We start from the raw sequence: 19,295 nt of genomic DNA on the forward strand, positions 1-19,295 counted from the left end.
GATTCACCCCCTCGAACGAGGGAAAACGACACGCAGTGCCAAACATCACGAATCACCATCAACACCACCCAGCTTCCACCCCACCCGAGGACCCCCGGAGGCCACACACAGGGAGTCGTCGTATGCCCGGACAGTCACGACAAATATGCGGAGAATGGGCGTCAAGACAAGAATTTCTGGCGGATTCTGCTGGTTCGGGTGTAGTTACTGCTCAGTCAGGGAAACCCTCGACCTACTCCGTGCGTCAACCATGAGTACAGTCGGAACTCCTCCGCCACTCCCCCGTTTGGCGGATCCCACCAGAGGTCCGTACGCACGAATCCCCCGAAACCCCCCACCCCGACCCGAGCACCACGGAACGCGCGTCCGTCATCTCTCCGACCGGCTTTTCCCGGCTTCCTGTCAATGACGACAGCACGGAGCAGAGCCCTGCGACAAGAGCACACGAGGAGCACGCACATGGCCATGGGCGAACAGCACAGGAACGGCCGGCGGCCGGACACGACCGACCAGACCATTCTGAGCGCGCTCGCCAAGGACGCCCGGACCGGCATCACCGAGATCGCCGCGCTGGCCAACGTCTCCCGAGCCACGGCATACAACCGGATCAAGCGCCTCACCGACGAAGGGGTCATCCGCGGCTACTCCGTGGTGACCGACCACTCCAAGATGGGGCTCGGCGTCACCGCGCTGGTACTCATCTCGGGCAGCCAGCCCGACTGGCGGGCCAACCGGGAGATCCTCTCGTCCTACCCCGAGATCGAGTACTGCTGGTACGTGGTGGGGTCGGCGGACATCGTGCTACTGGTCCGCGTCGCCAACACCAACCAGCTGCGCGACCTCATCCTGAGCCGACTCCAGTCACTCCCCGGTGTGACGTCCACCCAGACGCTCACCGTCATCGACGAGGTCGTGCACCGGCCGGTCGTGGAACCCTCCGAAGGGAGCGAGTGACCCCGCCCCGGCCCCGGATCATCCCCTGACCACCACGGCGACCGCCGCCATCAGCTCGGACAGCAGTGCCGAGCCGCGCGCGCGGCTGGCGGCGATGTCGCCGTCGACCTCCGACACCACCTCGGCGTAGGCCTTCAGTTTGGGCTCGGTGCCCGAGGGACGCAGCGTCACCCGCCCCCGCGTCCCACCGAGCTCGAAACGCACGGCGTCCGTCGGCGGCAGACCCTCGTGCCCGTCGACGAAGTCCACGACCCCCGACACCTTCAGGGGGCCGAACGCGGCGGGCGGTTCGGCGCGCAACCGCCGCATCGCCGCGGTGATCTCGGAGAGGTCCCGTACCCGAACCGACAGCTGGTCGCTCAGGTGCAGACCGTACCGCCGGGCCTGGTCGTCGAGGAGGTCCACCAGGGTACGGCCCCGGCTCTTCGCCTCGGCCGCCAGTGCGAGCGCCACGAGCGCCGCGCTCACACCGTCCTTGTCGGCCACCGGTCGGCCGTCGTCCCCGCCCACGCAGTAGCCCAGGGCCTCCTCGTAGGAGAACACCCTGCGCTGACCGGGCGCGCCCGCGCGGGCCAGCCACTTGAACCCGGTCAGCGTCTCCTCGTAGTGCACGCCCCGGTCCCGGGCGACGGCGCCGAGCAGGCTGGAGGAGACGATCGAGGTGGCCACCACCCGGTCGGACCCTCCGGTGTGGTCGAGCACGTACTCGGCGAGCAGGCCGCCGACCTCGTTCCCCGTCAGGAGGCCGTAACCGGGCACCGCGAGGGCCAGCCGGTCGGCGTCGGGGTCGTTGGCCACCACCAGGTCCGCCCCGTGCGCCTCCCCCGCCGCCAGGGCCAGGTCCATCGCCCCCGGCTCCTCCGGGTTGGGGAAGGCGACCGTCGGGAAGTCCGGATCCGGCTCGAACTGCTCGGCGACCACCTCGGGAGCCGCGAAACCGGCCCTGCGCACCGCCTCCACCAGCACCCGGCCGCCCACGCCGTGCAGGGGCGTGTAGACCACCGAGAGATCCCGGGGGCCGTCCGGGACCAGTGCGGTCACCGCGTCCAGGTAGGCCGACACCGCGTCGTCGCCCAGCACCTCCCAGTCCCGGCCCAGCGGCAGCGCGCCGACCGGCCCGACCGCGTCGATGGCGGCGGAGATCTCGGCGTCCACCGGGGAGACGATCTGGCTGCCCGCGTCGTCGCCGGACCCGCCGACGTACACCTTGTACCCGTTGTCCTGGGGCGGGTTGTGGCTGGCGGTCACCACGATCCCCGCGTCAGCGCCCAGACGGCGCAGCGTGTAGGCCAGCACGGGCGTCGGCAGCGGACCCGACAGCACGGTGACCCTGTGCCCGGCCCCGGTGAGGACGGCGGCGCTGTCCCGGGCGAAGTCCGCCGACCGGTGTCGTGCGTCGTGACCGATGACCACGTGTCGGGGTTCCGCACCGAGCCAGCCCGCGATCCCGGCCGCCGCGCGCATGACCACCACACGGTTCATCCGGTTGGGCCCCGCCCCCAGAGCGCCGCGCAGCCCGGCCGTGCCGAACTCCAGCCGCGCGGCGAACCGGTCGGCGAGGTCGGTCAGGGCCTCCCCGTCACCCACCTCGACCCGGGCCAGCAGCGCGCCCAGTTCCCCCCGGGTCTCGGGGTCGGGGTCCTGGTCGAGCCAGTCCCTGGCCTGGACGAGGAGGGCGGAGTCGGTCATGGGGATCTCCTGTCTGGGTGATGGGCGCCCGACGGGGCCGGGGCGGAGCGGGACTGGGGCCTAGAACCTCTTGACGATGTCCGCGAGCAGACGGCCCACGGTGGCGGCGGAGTCGCGTCCGGTGGCGAGGACGTCCTCGTGGTCGAGGTTGGCCCCCTCCAGCCCGGCGGCGATGTTGGTGACCAGGGACATCCCCAGCACGCGGGCCCCGGCCTCACGGGCGGCGATGGCCTCCAGGACCGTGGACATACCGACCAGGTCGGCGCCCATGGCCCGGAGCATGCGGATCTCGGCGGGGGTCTCGAAGTGCGGCCCGGGCATGGCCGCGTACACGCCCTCGGGCAGGTCCGGGTCGACCTCGCGCGCCACCGCGCGCAGCTCGGCGGTGTAGGTCTCCGTGAGGTCGACGAAGGTCGCGCCGGTCAGCGGGGAGCGCGCGGTCATGTTCAGGTGGTCCGCGATGAGCACCGGTGAACCCACGGCGTAGTCGGGGTTGATGCCGCCCGCAGCGTTGGTCAGCACGATGGTCCTCGCGCCCGCCGCGACCGCCGTGCGGACGTTGTGCACGACCGCGTCGGTGCCGTGGCCCTCGTACAGATGCGTGCGGCCGAGGAAGGCGAGCGTGTGGCGGTCGCCGTCCACGATGCTGCGGAGCGTCCCGCTGTGGCCCTCCACCGCCGGGGGGAGGAAGCCCGGCAGTTCGGAGGTGGGGAACTCGTGCTTGGAGTCACCGAGCAGGTCGGCGGCGGGCGCCCACCCCGACCCCATCACCAGGGCCACGTCGTAGTTGTCCACACCGGTGCGCGAACGCAGCTCGGTCGCGGCCTCCTCGGCGGCGGCCTGGGGTGTGCGAGTCACTGGGGATTCTCCGTTCGTCGGTACCGCTGGTGCGGTTCGGGGTGGGTTCCGGTCTCCAGGGGGCGCGACATCACTTCCTGGGGGCCCGCGCCTCCGGGGACGACCGTGCCGGTGAAGTCGAAACCCGAGGCCTTGTAGACGCGCTGCGCCGCCTGGTTGGCGCGGTTGACGCAGAGCACGATCTCCTCCGCGTGCGGAGCGACCTCGTGGGCCAGCGCGTCGAGCAGGGGTGCGGAGCACGAGGCCCGGCCGACGCCCCGGCCCTGCCATTGTGGCGTGACGTAGTAGGCGCGCAGCAGCACCGCGCGTTCCGGCGCGTCGACCAGTTCCGATCGCAGGACCCGGTCCAGGACCCCGAACCCCGCACAGGCCTCCTCTGCCCGGTCGGGGCCGGTGACCGGCCCCTCCAGGGCGACGATCGCGTACGGGAAGCGTTCCGGGTCGCCGTCGGCGTCCGGCAGGGTCCGCGCGGGCAGCCCGGTGAAGCGCAGCTGTTCGGGCGGCAGGTGGTGGCCGAGGGCGGCCTCCCGGAGCAGGGCGGCCTCGGCCGTCCCGGTGTCCAGCCGCACCAGGCGGACCTGGTCGGCGCCCCAGCGCCCCGCCGCCCTCCTGCGCGAACCCCGCCAGCGCGTCATCGGTGTTCCGGCAGCTGCGGCACGGGGTGGGAGCCGGTCTCGACCGGTCGGGTGAACACGCTCTGCATGCCGTGCTCCCCGGCGTCGTGGCGTCGGCCGTTGGGAAGGAACCCGGCCGAGCGGTAGGTCCGCTCTCCCAGGTCGTTGCCGTCGTTGACGCACAGCGCGATCTGGGTGGCCCCGGGCGCGATCGCCGCCACCAGGAGGTCGAGCAGCGGCGCGGAGCAGGCGGCGCGGCCGATGCCCTTCCCCTGGTGTTCGAGCGGGACGTAGAAGGCGCGCAGCTGCACGGCGTGCTCCGGGTCGTCGACCAGGTCGCGGAGCCGACCGACCCGGTCGATGACCCCGAAGCCGACGCAGGCGGCCTGGGCGGAGCTCCGGTCGGTCAGGGGACCGTCGTTGAGGACGATCGCGAACGGGTGCCGTGCGGGGTCGTCGTCGGCGCGGGGCAGGGTGTGCACCGCCTCGTCGATGAACCGGCGCTGTTCGGGGGCGACCCGTTGGCGGGGCAGGACCTCGCGCAGCAGGGCCACCTCGGGGGTGGTGCGGTCCAGGCGCACCAGACGCAGCCCGGGGACGCGCACCGGTTCGGGGGTGTTCGACTCGCTGGTTCGGGGCTCGGCCTGCTCGGGGGTGTTCGCTGACACCGTTCCTCCACTCGGCTGTCGGACCGTGCCCGCCCCCGGAAGGTGGGAGCGGGCCGGACCGTCAGTCTTACACTCCGACCGGATGCCAGACCGTCTTGGTCTCCAGGAAGGGGGTCAACCGGGAGGTCCCGGGGTCGACGCCGATCCAGGCGTCCTCCCCGCCGGTGGCCTCCGGGCCGGGACGCAGCACGCGCGTGAGGGTGGTCGCGGCCGCCCTCTCGAACTCCACCGCGTGTTCCCCGGCCCCGGTGAGGTCCAGGGCGTTGACGTCGGCGTGCGAGGCCAGGTGCGGGCCGATCTCGCCCGCGCCGCCGGTGAGCAGGTTGACCACGCCGCCGGGCAGGTCGGAGGTGGCCAGCACCTCGGCCAGCTCGATCGCGGCCAGCGGCGCGGCCTCGGAGGTGACCACCACGGCGGTGTTGCCGGTCGCGATCACCGGGGCGAGCACCGAGGTCAGGCCGAGCAGCGGGGCGTCCTGGGGCGCGAACACCGCGACCACGCCGGTGGGTTCGGGCGCCGAGTGGTTGTGGAAGGGGCCCGCGACGGGGTTGGACCCGCCGAGCACCTGGACGTACTTGTCGGTCCAGCCCGCGTAGTACACCCAGCGGTCCACAGCGGCGGACACGGTGCGTTCCGCCTCGGCCGGTGTCACTCCCCCGGCCTCCACGAGGCGGGCGGCGAACTGTTCGCGGCGCCCCTCCATGACCTCAGCGACCCGGTACAGGATCTGGCCCCGGTTGTAGGCGGTGCGCCCGGACCAGCCGCCGAAGGCCTTGCGTGCCGCGACGACGGCGTCGCGCGCGTCCTTGCGGGAGGCCCGGGAGGCGTTGGCGAGGTGGGTGCCGTCGGCTGAGGTCACGGGGTAACTCCTGCCGGACTCCGAGCGGGGGAAGGCCCCGCCCAGGTAGAGCTTGTAGGTCTTGCGGACCGCGAGCCGCGCCGGGACGGGGGTGTCCGCCTCGGTGCCCCTGCTCTTCTTCCTGCTGCCGCGCCGCTCAGCCAAGGTAGGCCTCCAAACCGTGGCGGCCGCCCTCGCGGCCGTATCCCGACTCCTTGTAGCCGCCGAAGGGGCTGGTCGGGTCGAACTTGTTGAACGTGTTGGACCAGATCACGCCGGCGCGCAGGCGCTCGGCGGTCCAGAGCATGCGTGAGCCCTTCTCGGTCCACACTCCGGCGGACAGCCCGTAGGGGGTGTTGTTGGCCTTGGCCACGGCCTCCTCCGGGGTGCGGAAGGTCAGGACCGACAGCACCGGGCCGAAGATCTCCTCGCGGGCCACCCGGTGCGCCTGGGTGACCCCGGTGAGCACGGTGGGCGCGAACCAGTAGCCGCGCTCGGGCAGGTCGCAGGCGGGGGACCAGCGCTCGACGTTCTCCTCGTCGGCGGTGGCGGTGAGCTCGCGGACCCGGTCCAGCTGGGCGGCGGAGTTGATGGCCCCGATGTCGGTGTTCTTGTCCAGCGGATCGCCCAGCCGCAGCTTGGCGATCCGTTCCCTGAGCCGGGGCAGGAACTCCTCGGCGACGGACTCCTGGAGGAGGAGGCGCGAACCCGCGCAGCACACGTGGCCCTGGTTGAAGAAGATGCCGGTGACCACGCCCTCCACGGCCTGGTCGACGGCGGCGTCGTCGTAGACGATGTTGGCGCCCTTGCCGCCCAGCTCCAGGGTGACGCGCTTGTCGGTCCCGGCCACGGCGCGGGCGATCTGGCGACCGACCTCGGTAGAGCCGGTGAAGGCGACCTTGTCGGTGCCCGGGTGCTCGACCAGGGCCCGGCCGGTGTCACCGGCGCCGGTCAGGATGTTGACGACACCGGGGGGAAGGTCGGCCTCCTGGCAGATCTCCGCGAAGACCAGCGCGCTGAGCGGGGTGGTCTCGGCGGGTTTGAGCACCACGGTGTTGCCGGTGGCCAGGGCCGGGGCGACCTTCCACGCCAGCATGAGCAGCGGGAAGTTCCACGGGATGACCTGGGCGGCCACGCCGAGGGGACGGGGGTCGGGGCCCAGACCGGCGTGGGCGAGCTTGTCGGCCCAGCCCGCGTAGTAGAAGAAGTGCGCGGCGACCAGCGGGAGGTCGACGTCGCGGGTCTCCTTGATGGGCTTGCCGTTGTCCATCGTCTCCAGGACGGCCAGTTCGCGCGAGCGCTCCTGGATGATCCGGGCGATGCGGAACAGGTACTTGCCGCGCTCGGCGCCGCTCATGCGGCCCCACACGGTGTCGTGGGCGCGGCGGGCGGCGGCGACGGCGCGGTCGACGTCGGCCTCCCCTGCCACGGCCACCCGGGCGAGCTCCTCCTCGTCGGCCGGGTTGAGCGTGGTGAGGTACTCACCGCTCTGGGCCGGGGTGAACTCGCCGTCGACGAACAGGTCGTAGGTCTCGCGCAGGCTGACGACGGAGCGGGACTCCGGTGCGGGCGCGTACTCGAAGATCACGGCTCAGTCCTGCGTGTAGTAGTCGGGGCCCGGGTAGGTGCCGGTGGACAGCCTGGTGCGCTGCATGAGCAGGTCGTTCAGGAGGCTGGAGGCGCCGATGCGGAACAGGTCGGGGGTCAGCCACTCCGGTCCGGCGGTCTCGTTGACCAGGACCAGGTTGCGGAGGGCGTCCTTGGTGGTGCGGATGCCGCCCGCGGGCTTGACGCCGACGCGGCGGCCGGTGGCGGCGTGGTGGTCGCGCACGGCCTCCAGCATGACCAGGGTGACCGGGAGGGTGGCGGCCGGGGACACCTTGCCGGTGGAGGTCTTGACGAAGTCCCCGCCCGCGCGCATGGCCAGGTGGGAGGCGCGGCGGACGTTGTCGAGGGTGACCAGTTCCCCGGTCTCCAGGATGACCTTCAGGTGGGCGTCGCCGCAGGCCTCCTTGACCGCGACGATCTCCTCGTGGACCTTCAGGTAGTCGCCTGAGAGGAAGGCCCCGCGGTCGATGACCATGTCGATCTCGCTGGCGCCGTCCGCGACAGCGCGCCGGGTGTCGGCCAGCTTGACCTCCATGGGGGCGCGTCCGGCGGGGAAGGCTGTGGCCACGGAGGCCACACCGATCCCGGTGCCGCGCAGGGCCTCCACGGCGACCGCGACCATGTCGGGGTAGACGCAGACCGCGCCCACGTGCGGCACGGTGCGGTCGGTCGGGTCGGGCAGGGCCGCCTTGGCGCACAGGGCCCGGACCTTGCCGGGCGTGTCGGCGCCCTCCAGGGTGGTCAGGTCCACCATGGAGACGGCCAGGTCGATGGCCCGGGCCTTGGCGGTGGTCTTGATCGACCGGGTGGACAGGTCCTGGGCGCGGGCTCGGGCGCCGACCTCGTCGACCCCCGGAAGACCGTGCAGGTAGGCCCGGAGCGCTCGGTCGGTCGTCGCCTCGGGCACGGATGCGGTGTGGGGCACGGGCACCTACAGCTCGTCGGTTCAGGTGGGGCCGCCCGCTGCTGCCTGCGCGAACGGCGTGTCCTCGACACGGGGGTGGGTGTCCCCCGCCGTCAGGCAGTCACCATAACCCCGGGCCGGTCCGGCGTCAGTCCCCGTCGGGTACGCGCCCCGAAGGTTGGAGAAGACTCCAAGGCGGGATGGCCTCCATGGTCGTCCTTTCCTCCAACCCTGGGCAGGGAAAGCCCGAAAAACGAGGTTTCGGCCGGGTGGGACGACGCGCTGCACCCGCCTCCGGTCTAGACCGGTGCAGGCCGTCTCCGGACCGGACCCGCACGGCGGGACCGGGGGCGGGCGCGGAGGGCTCGCCCCGACTCCTCACCTACTCTGGAGACATGGCGGAGTTCCGGATCAGCAGTGACGACAGGCAGGTCGACCTGCGCAGGATGGCCACGGCGCTGGCCGAGTCGCAGGGGTGGGCACGCGAGGACGTGAGCATCTGGGACAACCGCCGGGGCGAGGTGATCGTGACCATCGACGACTCCCTGCTGCGCAGACCCGAGGTCGACCCCCTGCACCGGCCCCGGCACACCCCGCACGCGGTGCACGACGCCTGCGAGCTTCTGCGTCGGGAGGACGCCTCCCTGCGGGGCGTGGACTTCGCCGACCTCAGGAACGAGAGCGCCCGGTTCTTCTCCGCCGGGTGGACCCTGGCCGACCTCCAGCACGCGCTGGCCCACCGCCCCGACGGGGTGGCCTGGGAGAGCGGCCCGGACTTCCGGGGCGCGCCCTGGTTCGCGCACCGGTTGTCCGCGTGGAAGACCCCGGACGGTGACATCCGCCCCTCACAGTCACAGGAGTCGGCGCAGCTGCGGGTGATCAGCAGGGCCGGGCTGCCCATGGACATCGGCCTGCCCGAGGACACCGAGCTGTCGGCGCGTCCCGTGGCGAGCCCCGCGGTGGCGCGGTCGGCCGCCGACGACGCCCGCCGCCTCATCCGGCAGAACACGCGCACGACCACGGACACCCTCGCGCACCGGGACCGCACCTCCGCGCACATCACCAGGCCCGAGGACCGCGCCTGAGCGGTGGGACCGCCTTCGCGCCGCCCCGTCCCTCAGCCGGCCCCCCGACCCCCGAGGTCGCCCCGGTCGGACCGTCCGCCCTCCACGAAACCGACCGCGGCGTCCGCGAAGGCGCCCAGGCCGGTCTCGAACGGCCCCCGGCCCACGGCCCAGCGCCACAGGCTCGCGAAGACCAGCGAGCCGAGGACGAACAGCTCCAGGTACCAGGGGCCCCCGGCGGAGCCCTCCGGGTGCAGGGCCACGATCACCGCCAGGACCAGGATGTGCCCCGAGTAGACGGTCAGGGGCATCCGGCCCACGGAGGTCAGCGGGTACAGCAGGCGGGGCAGGCGCTCCGCGAGCAGCATGCACACGACCAGCACCACCAGGGCCTGGCCCACCGCCTCCAGGATCTCGAAGGTGGTCCCGGTGTGCGGGGTGTTCACCGCCAGCCACCACCAGGAGTCGGTGGGCACCTGGCCGCTGATGCTGTGGGCGTGGTCCGTCGTGACGTACCGCAGGTCCTCGGCGTACGCGGGGTCGAGTGAGCTCAGCGGGCGACCTTCGAGGAAGGGGTTCTCCGCCTCGGTCAGCCGGTCCAGACCGCCCAGCGGGTACAGCAGGAACCAGGAGCCCAGGTAGCCCGACGCCGCCGCGACGGCGCCGCCGACCGCCATTCGGACCCGCACCACGGAGGAGGTGAGGTCGGTGCGGCCCACCGCCATGCCCGCGATCACGAAGACCATGAAGGTGATCGCCGGGTAGTAGCCCGTCAGAAGGAACTCGGTCAACGACGTGACCGCGCCGGTGCGCGGCCCCCCCGGGAAGTACTCCTGGCGCAGCAGGAAGGACACGACCGGGCCCAGCAGCGCCAGGATGCCCGCCGACGCCCACAGCACGCCCGCGCGCGCCCGGAGCAGCGGCAGGGCCAGCACGAAGAACCCGGCGTAGTAGGTGAGGATGATCGCCACCGGCACGGCGAAGGCGTCCAGGACCAAGCCGAGCAGCCCGATCAGCAGGGCGCGGGCCAGGATGCGGACGACCGCCTGGCGCAGGGAGTCGCCCTCGACGGGTCTGGTGCGCCCGGTCATCAGGGCCAGCGAGACCCCGGCGAGGAAGGCGAAGAGGGCGGAGGAGTTGCCGCGCACGAGGCTGTGCAGCTCCCACCCCTGTTCCTCGGGCAGCAGGCCGAAGGAGACGACCCCGAGGTGGACGGCGAACATCCCGAAGACCGCGAGCGCCCGCGCGGCGTCGATGCCGTCGATGCGGCGCCGGTCCGGGGAGGGCGTGCTGGCGGACGGGGAGCGGTCGGATCGGTTCTGTGGCACGTTGTCAGGCTACGCCCGGCTCTGTCCGGCGGCGAGCGACGGCCACTCCTGGCCACGGGCCCGGGCCGGGCCCGTGGACGTCCCCACGGGCCCGGCCCCCTGGACGGCGCAGGGCGCCGCCCACCGGGCTCAGTCGCCCACCAGCTCGCTGAAGTGGTCCAGCGCCTCCGGGTTGGCCAGCGAGTCGCGGCTGGCCACCTTCGCGGGGTCCTCCCCCATGAGGATGCGCTTGACCGGAACCTCCAGCACCTTGCCGGACAGGGTGCGCGGCACCGACCCGATCACGCGGACCCGGTCGGGCACGTGCCGGGGTGAGCAGTCCGTGCGGATGCGGCGGGCGATCTCCTTGGGCAGGTCGCCCTCAAGGTCGGCGCCCTCGCGCAGCACCGTGAAGAGTTCGATGCGGGAGGATCCGTCCTGCTGGGGGACGTCCACGACCAGAGCGTCCACCACGTCGTCCAGGGCCAGGACGGCGCGGTAGATCTCGCTGGTGCCCATCCGGACGCCGCCCCGGTTGATGGTGGAGTCCGAGCGGCCGTAGATGATCGCGGTGCCCCGGTCGGTGATCTCGATCCAGTCCCCGTGCCGCCAGATGCCCGGGTAGACGGAGAAGTAGCTGTCCCTGAGCCGTTCGCCGTCGGCGTCGCCCCACAGGAACACCGGCATGGACGGGGCGGGCTCGGTGACCACGAGTTCACCGACCTCACCGATCAGCTCCTTGCCGTCCGGGTCCCAGGAGGCCACGGCCATGCCGAGCCCGCGTGACTGGATCTCGCCCTCGTACACGGGCAGGGTGGGGGTCCCGCCCACCAGGCAGCTGCAGACGTCGGTGCCGCCGCTGGTGGAGAAGAGCCACAGGTCGTCACCGAACTCCTCGTACACCCAGGTGAACGCCTCGGGGCTGAGCGGGGATCCGGTGGAGCCGATCGCCTTGAGGGCGGAGAGGTCCCGGCCCCGCGTGGGGTGCACGCCCTCCTTCATGCAGGAGGAGAGGTAGCCCGCGCTGGTGCCGAAGACCGTCACCCCGGCCTCGGCTGCCAGGTCCCACAGGGATCCCAGGTCGGGAGTGGTGGGCGTACCGGCCCCGGCCCGGGGCGTCGGGTGGGCGGGGCTGCCGTCGTACAGGACGATGGAGGCCCGGGTCAGCAGCACGCTGACCAGGAAGTTCCACATCATCCAGCCGGTGGTGGTGAACCAGAGGACGCGGTCGTGCTCCTGGGCGTCCAGGTGCAGGTTCAGGTTCTTGAGCTGTTCGAGGAGGATGCCCCCGTGGCCCTGGACGATCGCCTTGGGCAGACCGGTGGTGCCCGAGGAGTACAGGACCCACAGGGGATGGTCGAACGGGACCGGCGTGAAGGTGAGCTCGGCTCCCGCGCCACTCTCGGTGAACCTGTCCCACGGCAGGGTGCCGTCGAGGGTCGCCCCGGGGGTGAGGTAGTCGAGGAGGACGGTGTGCTCGACGGTCGGGAGCGCGGCGCGCAGTTCCTCCACGACCGGGCGCCGGTCGAAGTCCCTGCCTCCGTAGCGGTACCCGTCCACGGCGAGCAGGACCTTGGGTTCGATCTGGGCGAAGCGGTCGATGACGCTGCGCACGCCGAAGTCGGGAGAGCAGGAGGACCAGATCGCGCCGAGGGAGGCCACGGCGTAGAACGCGGCGGCGGTCTCGGGCAGGTTGGGCAGGTAGGCCGCGACCCGGTCGCCCCTCCCCACCCCGAGCTCACGGAGCCCGGCGGCGATCGCGGCGGTGCGTTCGCGCAGTTCGCCCCAGGACCAGGAGTCCAGCGCGCGGAGCTCGGTGGCGTGCCGGATGGCGGTCGCACCGTGGTCGCGGCCCTCGAAGACGTGCTCGGCGTAGTTGAGCGTGGCGCCGGGGAACCACCGGGCGCCCGGCATGCTCCGGTCGGCCAGAACCCGCTCGTACGGGGTGGCGGAGCGGACCCCGAAGTACTCCCAGACCGAGGCCCAGAACCCGTCGACGTCGGTGACCGACCAGCGCCACAGGGCGTCGTAGTCGAAGTCCGAGGCGTCGGTGGAGCCGCCGTCACCGAAGGCCCTGACCCCCTGCTCGCGCTCGGCCCACCGGGCGAACGCGACGATGTTGGAGGACTCGATCCGGTCCTCACCGGGCTCCCAGAGCACACGGGGCACGCTGCTCTCCGTCATTGCAGGCCTTCCCAATCGCGTCGCTGTGTGTTGCTGTGAGACACATCTAACAGCACACCATCTTCGACGTCACGGGGCGGCCCGGCCTAACGGAGGCTCGGGGCCGACGCGGAACTCCGCAGGTCACCGAGGGGTCGTACGGATGTGGTCCGCCCACCTCCGGAACGGGTTCGTCGGGTGGGCGGGCCACGTTGACCGCGACCGGGGGGTGGTGCGGGTCAGCTCGCCTGGCGCAGGGCCGCGACCGCGTCCGTGGGCGTGTCCACGACGAGCGCGCCGGTGGCCTCCAGACGCTCGCGGGCCATCAGGCCGCTGGCGACCAGGACGGACCGGGCCCCGGCCTCACGGGCCGCGCGGGCGTCGTCGTCGATGTCACCGATGAGCACGACCCGCGACGGGTCCAGTCCCTGCTGCTCCAGGTGGTGCACCAGGTGTTCGGCCTTGGAGTCGTGCTCGGTGTCGAACCTGCGTCCGTCGACCCGCGTGAAGTGGTCGTTCAGGCCGCGTTCGGTGATCAGCGGCACCAGGTGCTCGTGGGTGGCCATCGACAGCAGGGACTGGGTCCGACCGGTCCCGGCCCACTGGTGGAGGACGTCGGGGACGCCCGCGGCCAGCTCACAGGTGTGCAGGTACTCCTGGTAGCTGCTGTCGTAGGTCTTCTCGACGCGCTCCCACTCGCTCGCGGAGAGGCTCCGGCCGAGGAGTTCCTCGTAGCAGGGGATGAGGGGGCGGCGGAAGACCGTGCGCCAGTGCTCCATCTCGACCGGCTCACGGCCGAACTGGGCGCACACCGCGTTCACGGCGGCGAGGTTGGCGTGGTTGTCGTCCAGGAGGGTGCCGTTCCAGTCCCAGACGATGTGGTGGGTGTTCGGGTTCGGGGAATTCGTCTCAGCCATTGGGAGCACTGTACGACCCCGCGACCCGATCCCGGTAGGAGTTCTGTGCCACCTCGCCGCCGTCCGCGCTGGCGGGGGCGGGTGTCACCGCCGGGGCGGGCCGCCGTGTCCGGTCCACTGCTGGGGGCCGGGGTAGGGACCCGGCGGAAGGCCCGGAGGGGGTCCCGGCCGGGGGGCGGGAGGCGGACCGTGGAAGCCTGGCTGGGGCCCGGGCCGGGGACCCGGGTGGGGGCCGGGAGGAGGACCGTGGGGGCCGGGGTGGAAGCCGGGAGGGGGACCCCCCGCACCCGGGCCACCGTGTCGGGTCTCGCGCTCGGCCCTGCGCTCCGCCCGCACCCGGCGGCCCTTGCGTACGGCCCAGACGCCGAGCACCAGCATCAGCGGGAAGACGACGACGATGAGCACGGGCAGCAGGATCGCCAGCACCGCGGCGAGGAAGCTGGTGACGTCCTCCAGGACGGAGACGACCGGGGCGCCGATGCCGAACGTGAGGGTGTTGACCACCACGCGGGCCAGGGCCTTGGCCACGTGGAAGAACAGCGCCACGAGCACGCCGACGATCACCGCTCCCCAGCCCACGCCGCCAGCGACGACGGACATGCCCGAGGCCTCACCGGAGATCTCGGTGATCTCGGAGAGCCGCACCGCCGAGGCCCCGGCGCCGAAGGTGATCCCGCCCGAGGTGGGGCGGACCGCCGTCTGGAGCACGTCGTTGACAGTGTCCAGGGCGGGCACCTTGTCGGCCACGAACTCGACGGCGAGCAGCACACCGAGGATGACCAGGGTGACGGGGTGCGCCAGCCAGGCCCAGGCTGGGGTCAGCGGGATGAACTCGGTGTACCGGGCCAGTAACCCGAGGACCAGGAGGGGAACGTAGGCGTTCAGACCCGCCGCGGAGGCGAGGCCGAGGCCGGTCAGTGAAGCGAACATGGGGGCGTTCCTTCGCGCGTGCCGGGCAGGGAGAAAGGCGGGCCGGACAGGGGGTCCGGCTCCGATCACTTGTACAGACGCGCTCGGGGGGTGGTTGGTTTTCGCTCAGGCCCGACTACTGTCGGTAGTTTTCGACCTCGGACACCGGGCGCACGCGGGCCTCGTCCGGGTCCTGGCCGTGCTCGCTGCGGGCACGGCGCTGGCGGAGGAGGTCCCAGCACTGGTCGAGCGCCTCCTCGACCTCCTTCATCCGGCGGCGCTCCTGTTGTTCGAGCCCGCCCTCGGCGGAGCGGAGGGTGTGCTCCTCGTCCATCAGGCCTCGGATGGTGGTCATGATGTCCTGCTCGGCGCTCTCGCTCATACCTCATGGTCGGCGCGACCACGGGACCGGGGCAAGGGCCCCGGTCCCGTGATTGCGCAGGTCAGACCGAACGTTTACGCGAGGCCACCAGGGCGGTGATCCCGGCCCCGATCGCCGCCAGGCCACCGAGGGGGAGCGCCGCGAGGCTCGCACCGGTCACCGGCAGCGTGGGCCGTTCGTACGACGGCGGCTCCGGGTCCGGGTAGCCGGGGTAGCCGGGATCGGTGGGCGACTCGCTCGGGCTCGGCGTCTCCGAGGGTGACGGACTCGGGGACCCCGTCGGTCCGGGGGTCGGCGTGGGCGACGGTGTCTCCATCGGAGACGGAGACGGGGACGGACCGGGCGACGGCGAGGGACTGGGCTCCTCGGTCGGACCGGGCGTGGGAGTGGGCGACTCGGTGGGAGACGGCTCCTCCGTCGGACCCGGCGTGGGCTCCCCGGTCGGAGACGGAGACGGACTGGGCTCCTCGGTCGGGCTCGGCGTGGGGAACGGGCCCGGGAAATCCGTCGGGCTCGGCGAGGGGCTCGGGGACTCGGTGGGGCTGGGCGTGGGGCTGGGCGTCGGGCGCGGGATCGGGGGTCCGGTCGGGCTCGGCGTGGGAGACGGACTGGGCTCCTCGGTCGGCGACGGTGAGGGGCTGGGCTCCTCCGTCGGACTCGGAGTGGGGCTCGGGGACTCGGTGGGGGTGGGCGTCGGAGTCGGGGTGGGCTCCTCGGTCGGGGTCTGGGGCGCGATCGCGTTGCAGTCGGCCCGGACGTCACCCAGGGTCATGTCGAAGAGCGTCACCTGGTCGCCCACCGGGTTGCCGTCGGCGTCCTGCCCCTGGACGACCGCCGTGTAGTCGGTACGGGCGTGTCCGATGTAGGGGTCCTCGATCTCGTACACGTGCGTGATGGTGACGGTGACGTGGGCGTTGGTGATCCCGTCCCCGTAGGAGCCGGGGAAGTCGAGTTCGGTCACGGCCGTGCCGGAGGCGTTGGGCGCGGGGGCGTCGACGAGCCGCCCCAGGAACATGGGCGCGGTGGTCGAGTCCTGGATGATGATCCCGGCGGGCGGCGCGCACTGGACCCGGTTGTTCCAGGTGGAGACGGAGAAGAGGCGGTGGTTGCCACTGGGCTGGAGCGGCCCCTGGTTGACCAGCGAGGCCACCCCGCCGGTGGTGGGCGGGGGGACGTCCAGGTTGGTGAAGGCCCCGTTGGTGTTCGCCATGCCCGTCTCGGGCTCGCTGCGCACGTTCACCGACGCCGTGCCGGTGGCGGAGGTCAGGTGGTCGGAGATGGCGGAGCCGGGGCCGGTGTTGATGTCCCACTGCTGGTTGCCGTCGACACTCACCTCCAGTTCGTTGAGGGTCCCCGAGACCGCCCCGCCGCCGTAGACGCCGGGGTCCAGGGTGAGCCGTCCCCAGACGGTGGACGCGTAGGGCGTGGCGGGCTGGGCGGCGGCGTCCCGGGCGCTGAAGGTCGCGCCGGCGGCGACCACCCCTGAGGCGAGCAGGACCGAGGCGACCATGGCCACGCCGGTCCGCCGTAGGGCTGAGGCCCGTGTCGCCGCTGTCTGTGTGACCACCTGTGACTCCGCAACTCTTCGACGTCATCCTATTACTCATTGTGACAATAGAGCTTGCGGTTCGACTCCGACGGCAGGCTGCGTTCCCACTCGCGGCAAGGTCGCGTCAACCAGGACAAAACCACCCCGAGCCGTCGCCGTCGGGGCGACCGACCCCGGCGGTCTGGGAAACTTCTCGTACGGCCTGGTTGGTGACAAATGGGCTCGCCGGTCGACGGCCGGAAGGGCGGAATAGCCCGCGAAGCTCCCCGCTTGAATACCTTGAGGGGGTATTGTTATGGCAGCTGAGCAGGAACGACACGGAGACGGTGGCATGGCGGCGAACCACGGTTACAGCAACGACAAGCAGAGCCACATCAACCGGCTCCGCCGCATCGAGGGTCAGATCCGCGGCCTCCAGCGGATGGTCGAGGACGACCAGTACTGCATCGACATCCTCACCCAGACCTCCGCGGTCAACAAGGCCCTGCGCTCCTTCGCGCTGTCCATGCTGGACGAGCACCTGAAGCACTGCGTGGCACACGCCGTGGCCAACGGCGGCGACGAGGCCGAGGAGAAGGTGCGCGAGGCCTCCGAGGCCATCGCCCGCCTGGTGCGTTCCTGACCGGGGCCCCCACCGCGCCCGGCCCCGGCCGACCCTGCGCGCCGACCGGGGCGGCGCCGATCAGTCCTCGCCGTAGCGCTCCCGCTCGTTGTCGAGCAGGCGGGCCCCCTCGGAACGCGAGGAACCCTCGTCCAGGTAGTCGACGGACTCGTTGGCCACGAACGACGACGGGCGTCCGTCGTCCGCGAACCCCATCCGGGACACCTCGCTGCCGAGGAAGGCGCGGATGCCCCAGTTGGCGACGATGCGGGCCCGCGCGGTCCCGGACGGGACCGAGGCCACGTGGTACCCGCGCGTGGCGGCCAGCGCGGGCAGCCCGCTCAGGTCGAACTGCATGATCCTGGCCAGCGCGTCGCGCCCGCTCAGGTCCACGACCAGGCCCATGTCCCGATGGCGGAACTCCTTCAGTGGCCTGCCGAGTACCGAGTTGACCACGTTCTCGGCCACCGTGGTGGCCTGCCTGCTCGCGTACTGGGCGGTGGGCGGGCAGTAGGCGCTGTCCGTGTGCGAGAGGTTGGGCACCGCGGCGGCGTCGCCGATCGCGAACACGTCGGGCAGCCCGGGCACGGCCAGGTCGGTTCCGACCTCCAGCCGCCCGGCCTGGGTCGGTTTGCCGAGCGTCTCCATCAGCGGGCTGGGGGTGATCCCCGCCGTCCAGATGAGGGTGCGGCACGGCAGGGCGCGGCCGTCGGTGAGCACCACCTTGTCGGCGGTCACCTCCCGGACGCTGACCTTCATCTTCACCTCGATACCGAGGCCTCGGAGCAGGTCGACGGCCTTGCGGCCGAGCCGGTCGCCCAGCTGGGGCAGCACCTTCGGGGCGATGTCGACCAGGTGCCAGCGGATCACCGAGCGGAGCTCGGGGTAGCGCTGGGCGGCCTCCTGGCAGAGCCGCATGAGCGACGCGGCGGTCTCCACGCCGGTGTAACCGCCGCCGACCACGACGAACCGGCAGCGCTCCTCCCGCTCGACGGGGTCGCGCGAGTCGTTGGCCAGCTCCAGCTGGGAGAGGACGTGGTCGCGCAGCAGGACCGCCTCGGCCAGGGTCTTGGCGCCGTAGGCGTGCTCGGTGAGGCCGGGAATGTCGAACTCCCTGGTCATGGACCCCGGGGCGAGCACGAGCCGGTCGTAGCGGCAGGGGGCGAGTTCGCCGGTGGGCCGCCGCACGACCACCGTGCGGTCGCGGGTGTCCACCCCGACGGCGTGGCCGGGGACGAGCCGGGTCTGCTTGGTGAGCCGGTGCACCGACATGACGACCGACTGCGGGGTGAGCAGACCGGAGGCCACCTGCGGCAGCAGCGGGCTGTAGAGCATGTAGTCGTGCGGAGCCACGAGGGCGATGTCCGCCGCTCCCGTGGGGATGCGTCGCTCCAGGTGACGGATGGTGTGGAAACCACCGAAACCCGATCCGACCACCACGATTCGAGGCCGAGACATAGGTACACCGCTCCTTCTTCGGGTCGGGGGCGGGACGCCTGCGCGTCTGTGGGCCGTCGATCGCGGGCGTACCCACTTCACCGCTGCCGAATGTACGGGCGCGGCGATCGATTCCCCCGCTCCCACACGAGTCGTTCCGGGGTCTTGGTCCGCCGTTGGCACTCCCCCAGAAAGGCATACGGTGACTTCACGGGGGCAAGACCCACCTTTGGCGTTCCAGACCCGAGACTAGGTGACTATGTGTGGTCATGCACATACGGAACGTGCTGACCCGTGTCACAGAGAGGGGCAAGGACGCATATGCGTGCCTTCACCAGGATCACCACCGCCGCGGTACTGGCCGGGGGACTCACCGTCGTCGGCGTCGGAGCGGCCCAGGCCGACCCGGCGGACGAGGCCGCCCAGACCACGGAGGGCGCCGCCGCCCAGCCCGCGGAGGTCACCCAGCCCGCGGAGGGGGTCGCGCAGCCTGTGGAGGAGACCGCCGACAGCGTCAAGGCCCTCTCGCCCGAGGCCGAGGCGCTGCTCGCGGACCCCGCGGTCCAGCAGCTCCTGGCCAACGAGCAGGCCGTCGCGCTGCTCAGCGACGAGGACTCCCTGAAGACGATCCAGGCGCTCATGGAGCTGGAGGACCCGGCGGCGGCCCTGCAGGCGCTGGACCTCCCGGTCGCCACCGACGACCTCCCCGTCAGCACGGACGAGGTCCCGGTCGCGACCGACGACGTCACCGGGCAGCTCCCGGCCGAGGCCCCGGGCACCGGTGACGTCACCCAGCCGGTGGAGGACGCCGTGGGCGGCGTCGCCCTCCCGTA

17 protein-coding genes and 1 pseudogene are annotated in these 19,295 nt (G+C 72.1%); 4 read left to right on the forward strand and 14 right to left on the reverse strand.

The window, feature by feature from the left end; translation table 11 throughout:
* Positions 1–459 precede the first annotated feature (459 nt).
* Entirely contained in the window at positions 460–954 is a 495-nt protein-coding gene (locus tag ACRWK8_RS07230) for an Lrp/AsnC family transcriptional regulator (RefSeq protein ID WP_378742736.1), read from the forward strand.
* A gap of 18 nt (positions 955–972) precedes the next feature.
* Here ACRWK8_RS07230 and ACRWK8_RS07235 read toward each other — a convergent pair whose 3' ends face one another.
* From ACRWK8_RS07235 to deoC, 7 genes are all read right to left on the reverse strand, one after another.
* A complete protein-coding gene (locus tag ACRWK8_RS07235; protein ID WP_378742738.1) occupies positions 973–2,643 on the reverse strand; it encodes a phospho-sugar mutase in 1,671 nt (556 codons plus the stop codon).
* A 60-nt stretch (positions 2,644–2,703) separates the two neighbouring features.
* Entirely contained in the window at positions 2,704–3,501 is a 798-nt protein-coding gene (locus ACRWK8_RS07240) for a purine-nucleoside phosphorylase (protein WP_378742740.1), read from the reverse strand.
* Positions 3,498–4,136 (reverse strand): GNAT family N-acetyltransferase, encoded by a 639-nt coding sequence (locus ACRWK8_RS07245; protein WP_378742742.1) that lies wholly within the window; start codon positions 4,134–4,136, stop codon positions 3,498–3,500. The genes ACRWK8_RS07240 and ACRWK8_RS07245 overlap by 4 nt, the downstream gene beginning before the upstream one ends.
* Positions 4,133–4,783, reverse strand: coding sequence for a GNAT family N-acetyltransferase (locus tag ACRWK8_RS07250; protein ID WP_378742744.1), 651 nt, complete (start codon positions 4,781–4,783; stop codon positions 4,133–4,135). Before ACRWK8_RS07250 ends, ACRWK8_RS07245 begins: the two co-directional genes overlap by 4 nt.
* Before the next feature lie 67 nt (positions 4,784–4,850).
* The gene (locus tag ACRWK8_RS07255; RefSeq protein WP_378742746.1) at positions 4,851–5,786 is read right to left on the reverse strand and encodes an aldehyde dehydrogenase family protein; all 936 of its coding nucleotides are present in this window, start codon (positions 5,784–5,786) and stop codon (positions 4,851–4,853) included.
* Entirely contained in the window at positions 5,779–7,209 is a 1,431-nt protein-coding gene (locus tag ACRWK8_RS07260) for an aldehyde dehydrogenase family protein (protein ID WP_378742748.1), read from the reverse strand. Before ACRWK8_RS07260 ends, ACRWK8_RS07255 begins: the two co-directional genes overlap by 8 nt.
* 3 nt (positions 7,210–7,212) lie before the next feature.
* Positions 7,213–8,160: a deoxyribose-phosphate aldolase gene (gene deoC / locus ACRWK8_RS07265; protein WP_378742750.1), complete on the reverse strand. Its 948-nt coding sequence runs from the start codon at positions 8,158–8,160 to the stop codon at positions 7,213–7,215.
* A 368-nt stretch (positions 8,161–8,528) separates the two neighbouring features.
* Between deoC and ACRWK8_RS07270 the strand changes: the two genes are divergently transcribed.
* Positions 8,529–9,218 (forward strand): hypothetical protein, encoded by a 690-nt coding sequence (locus ACRWK8_RS07270; protein WP_378742752.1) that lies wholly within the window; start codon positions 8,529–8,531, stop codon positions 9,216–9,218.
* 32 nt (positions 9,219–9,250) lie between these two features.
* Here ACRWK8_RS07270 and ACRWK8_RS07275 read toward each other — a convergent pair whose 3' ends face one another.
* The 6 genes and pseudogenes from ACRWK8_RS07275 to ACRWK8_RS07300 all read right to left on the reverse strand — a co-directional run bounded on the left by ACRWK8_RS07275 (position 9,251) and on the right by ACRWK8_RS07300 (position 16,442).
* On the reverse strand, positions 9,251–10,525 hold the full coding sequence (locus ACRWK8_RS07275; protein WP_378742754.1) for a heparan-alpha-glucosaminide N-acetyltransferase domain-containing protein: 1,275 nt from the start codon (positions 10,523–10,525) through the stop codon (positions 9,251–9,253).
* A gap of 129 nt (positions 10,526–10,654) precedes the next feature.
* The gene (locus tag ACRWK8_RS07280; RefSeq protein WP_431869101.1) at positions 10,655–12,688 is read right to left on the reverse strand and encodes an acetoacetate--CoA ligase; all 2,034 of its coding nucleotides are present in this window, start codon (positions 12,686–12,688) and stop codon (positions 10,655–10,657) included.
* Positions 12,689–12,906: 218 nt separating this feature from the next.
* Positions 12,907–13,584: an HAD family hydrolase gene (locus tag ACRWK8_RS07285; RefSeq protein WP_378742758.1), complete on the reverse strand. Its 678-nt coding sequence runs from the start codon at positions 13,582–13,584 to the stop codon at positions 12,907–12,909.
* Positions 13,585–13,848: 264 nt separating this feature from the next.
* Positions 13,849–14,514: pseudogene (locus ACRWK8_RS07290) on the reverse strand (DUF4126 domain-containing protein); the annotation flags it as partial.
* Between the two features lie 115 nt (positions 14,515–14,629).
* Positions 14,630–14,875 carry a DUF2630 family protein gene (locus ACRWK8_RS07295; RefSeq protein ID WP_431869104.1) on the reverse strand — a complete coding sequence of 82 codons (246 nt, stop codon included), beginning with the start codon at positions 14,873–14,875 and terminating at the stop codon, positions 14,630–14,632.
* 61 nt (positions 14,876–14,936) lie between these two features.
* On the reverse strand, positions 14,937–16,442 hold the full coding sequence (locus ACRWK8_RS07300; RefSeq protein WP_378742762.1) for a hypothetical protein: 1,506 nt from the start codon (positions 16,440–16,442) through the stop codon (positions 14,937–14,939).
* A gap of 313 nt (positions 16,443–16,755) precedes the next feature.
* Between ACRWK8_RS07300 and ACRWK8_RS07305 the strand changes: the two genes are divergently transcribed.
* Positions 16,756–17,046 (forward strand): metal-sensitive transcriptional regulator, encoded by a 291-nt coding sequence (locus tag ACRWK8_RS07305; protein WP_378742764.1) that lies wholly within the window; start codon positions 16,756–16,758, stop codon positions 17,044–17,046.
* A gap of 60 nt (positions 17,047–17,106) precedes the next feature.
* Here ACRWK8_RS07305 and ACRWK8_RS07310 read toward each other — a convergent pair whose 3' ends face one another.
* The gene (locus ACRWK8_RS07310; RefSeq protein ID WP_378742766.1) at positions 17,107–18,483 is read right to left on the reverse strand and encodes an NAD(P)/FAD-dependent oxidoreductase; all 1,377 of its coding nucleotides are present in this window, start codon (positions 18,481–18,483) and stop codon (positions 17,107–17,109) included.
* Positions 18,484–18,783: 300 nt separating this feature from the next.
* Between ACRWK8_RS07310 and ACRWK8_RS07315 the strand changes: the two genes are divergently transcribed.
* Positions 18,784–19,295 (forward strand): hypothetical protein (locus tag ACRWK8_RS07315; protein WP_431869107.1); only part of this gene is annotated, 512 nt, incomplete at its 3' end.

Origin of the sequence: Nocardiopsis eucommiae (assembly GCF_965344335.1) — a bacterium.
Classification (GTDB): domain Bacteria; phylum Actinomycetota; class Actinomycetes; order Streptosporangiales; family Streptosporangiaceae; genus Nocardiopsis; species Nocardiopsis eucommiae.

Bases quoted from the DNA above. Each gene is read 5' to 3' on its own strand.
- ACRWK8_RS07245 (WP_378742742.1), bottom strand. From the start codon at position 4,136: ATGACGCGCTGGCGGGGTTCGCGCAGGAGGGCGGCGGGGCGCTGGGGC.
- ACRWK8_RS07295 (WP_431869104.1), bottom strand. From the start codon at position 14,875: ATGAGCGAGAGCGCCGAGCAGGACATCATGACCACCATCCGAGGCCTG.
- ACRWK8_RS07235 (WP_378742738.1), bottom strand. From the start codon at position 2,643: ATGACCGACTCCGCCCTCCTCGTCCAGGCCAGGGACTGGCTCGACCAG.
- ACRWK8_RS07305 (WP_378742764.1), top strand. From the start codon at position 16,756: ATGGCGGCGAACCACGGTTACAGCAACGACAAGCAGAGCCACATCAAC.
- ACRWK8_RS07270 (WP_378742752.1), top strand. From the start codon at position 8,529: ATGGCGGAGTTCCGGATCAGCAGTGACGACAGGCAGGTCGACCTGCGC.
- ACRWK8_RS07310 (WP_378742766.1), bottom strand. From the start codon at position 18,483: ATGTCTCGGCCTCGAATCGTGGTGGTCGGATCGGGTTTCGGTGGTTTC.
- ACRWK8_RS07285 (WP_378742758.1), bottom strand. From the start codon at position 13,584: ATGGCTGAGACGAATTCCCCGAACCCGAACACCCACCACATCGTCTGG.
- ACRWK8_RS07230 (WP_378742736.1), top strand. From the start codon at position 460: ATGGCCATGGGCGAACAGCACAGGAACGGCCGGCGGCCGGACACGACC.
- ACRWK8_RS07280 (WP_431869101.1), bottom strand. From the start codon at position 12,688: ATGACGGAGAGCAGCGTGCCCCGTGTGCTCTGGGAGCCCGGTGAGGAC.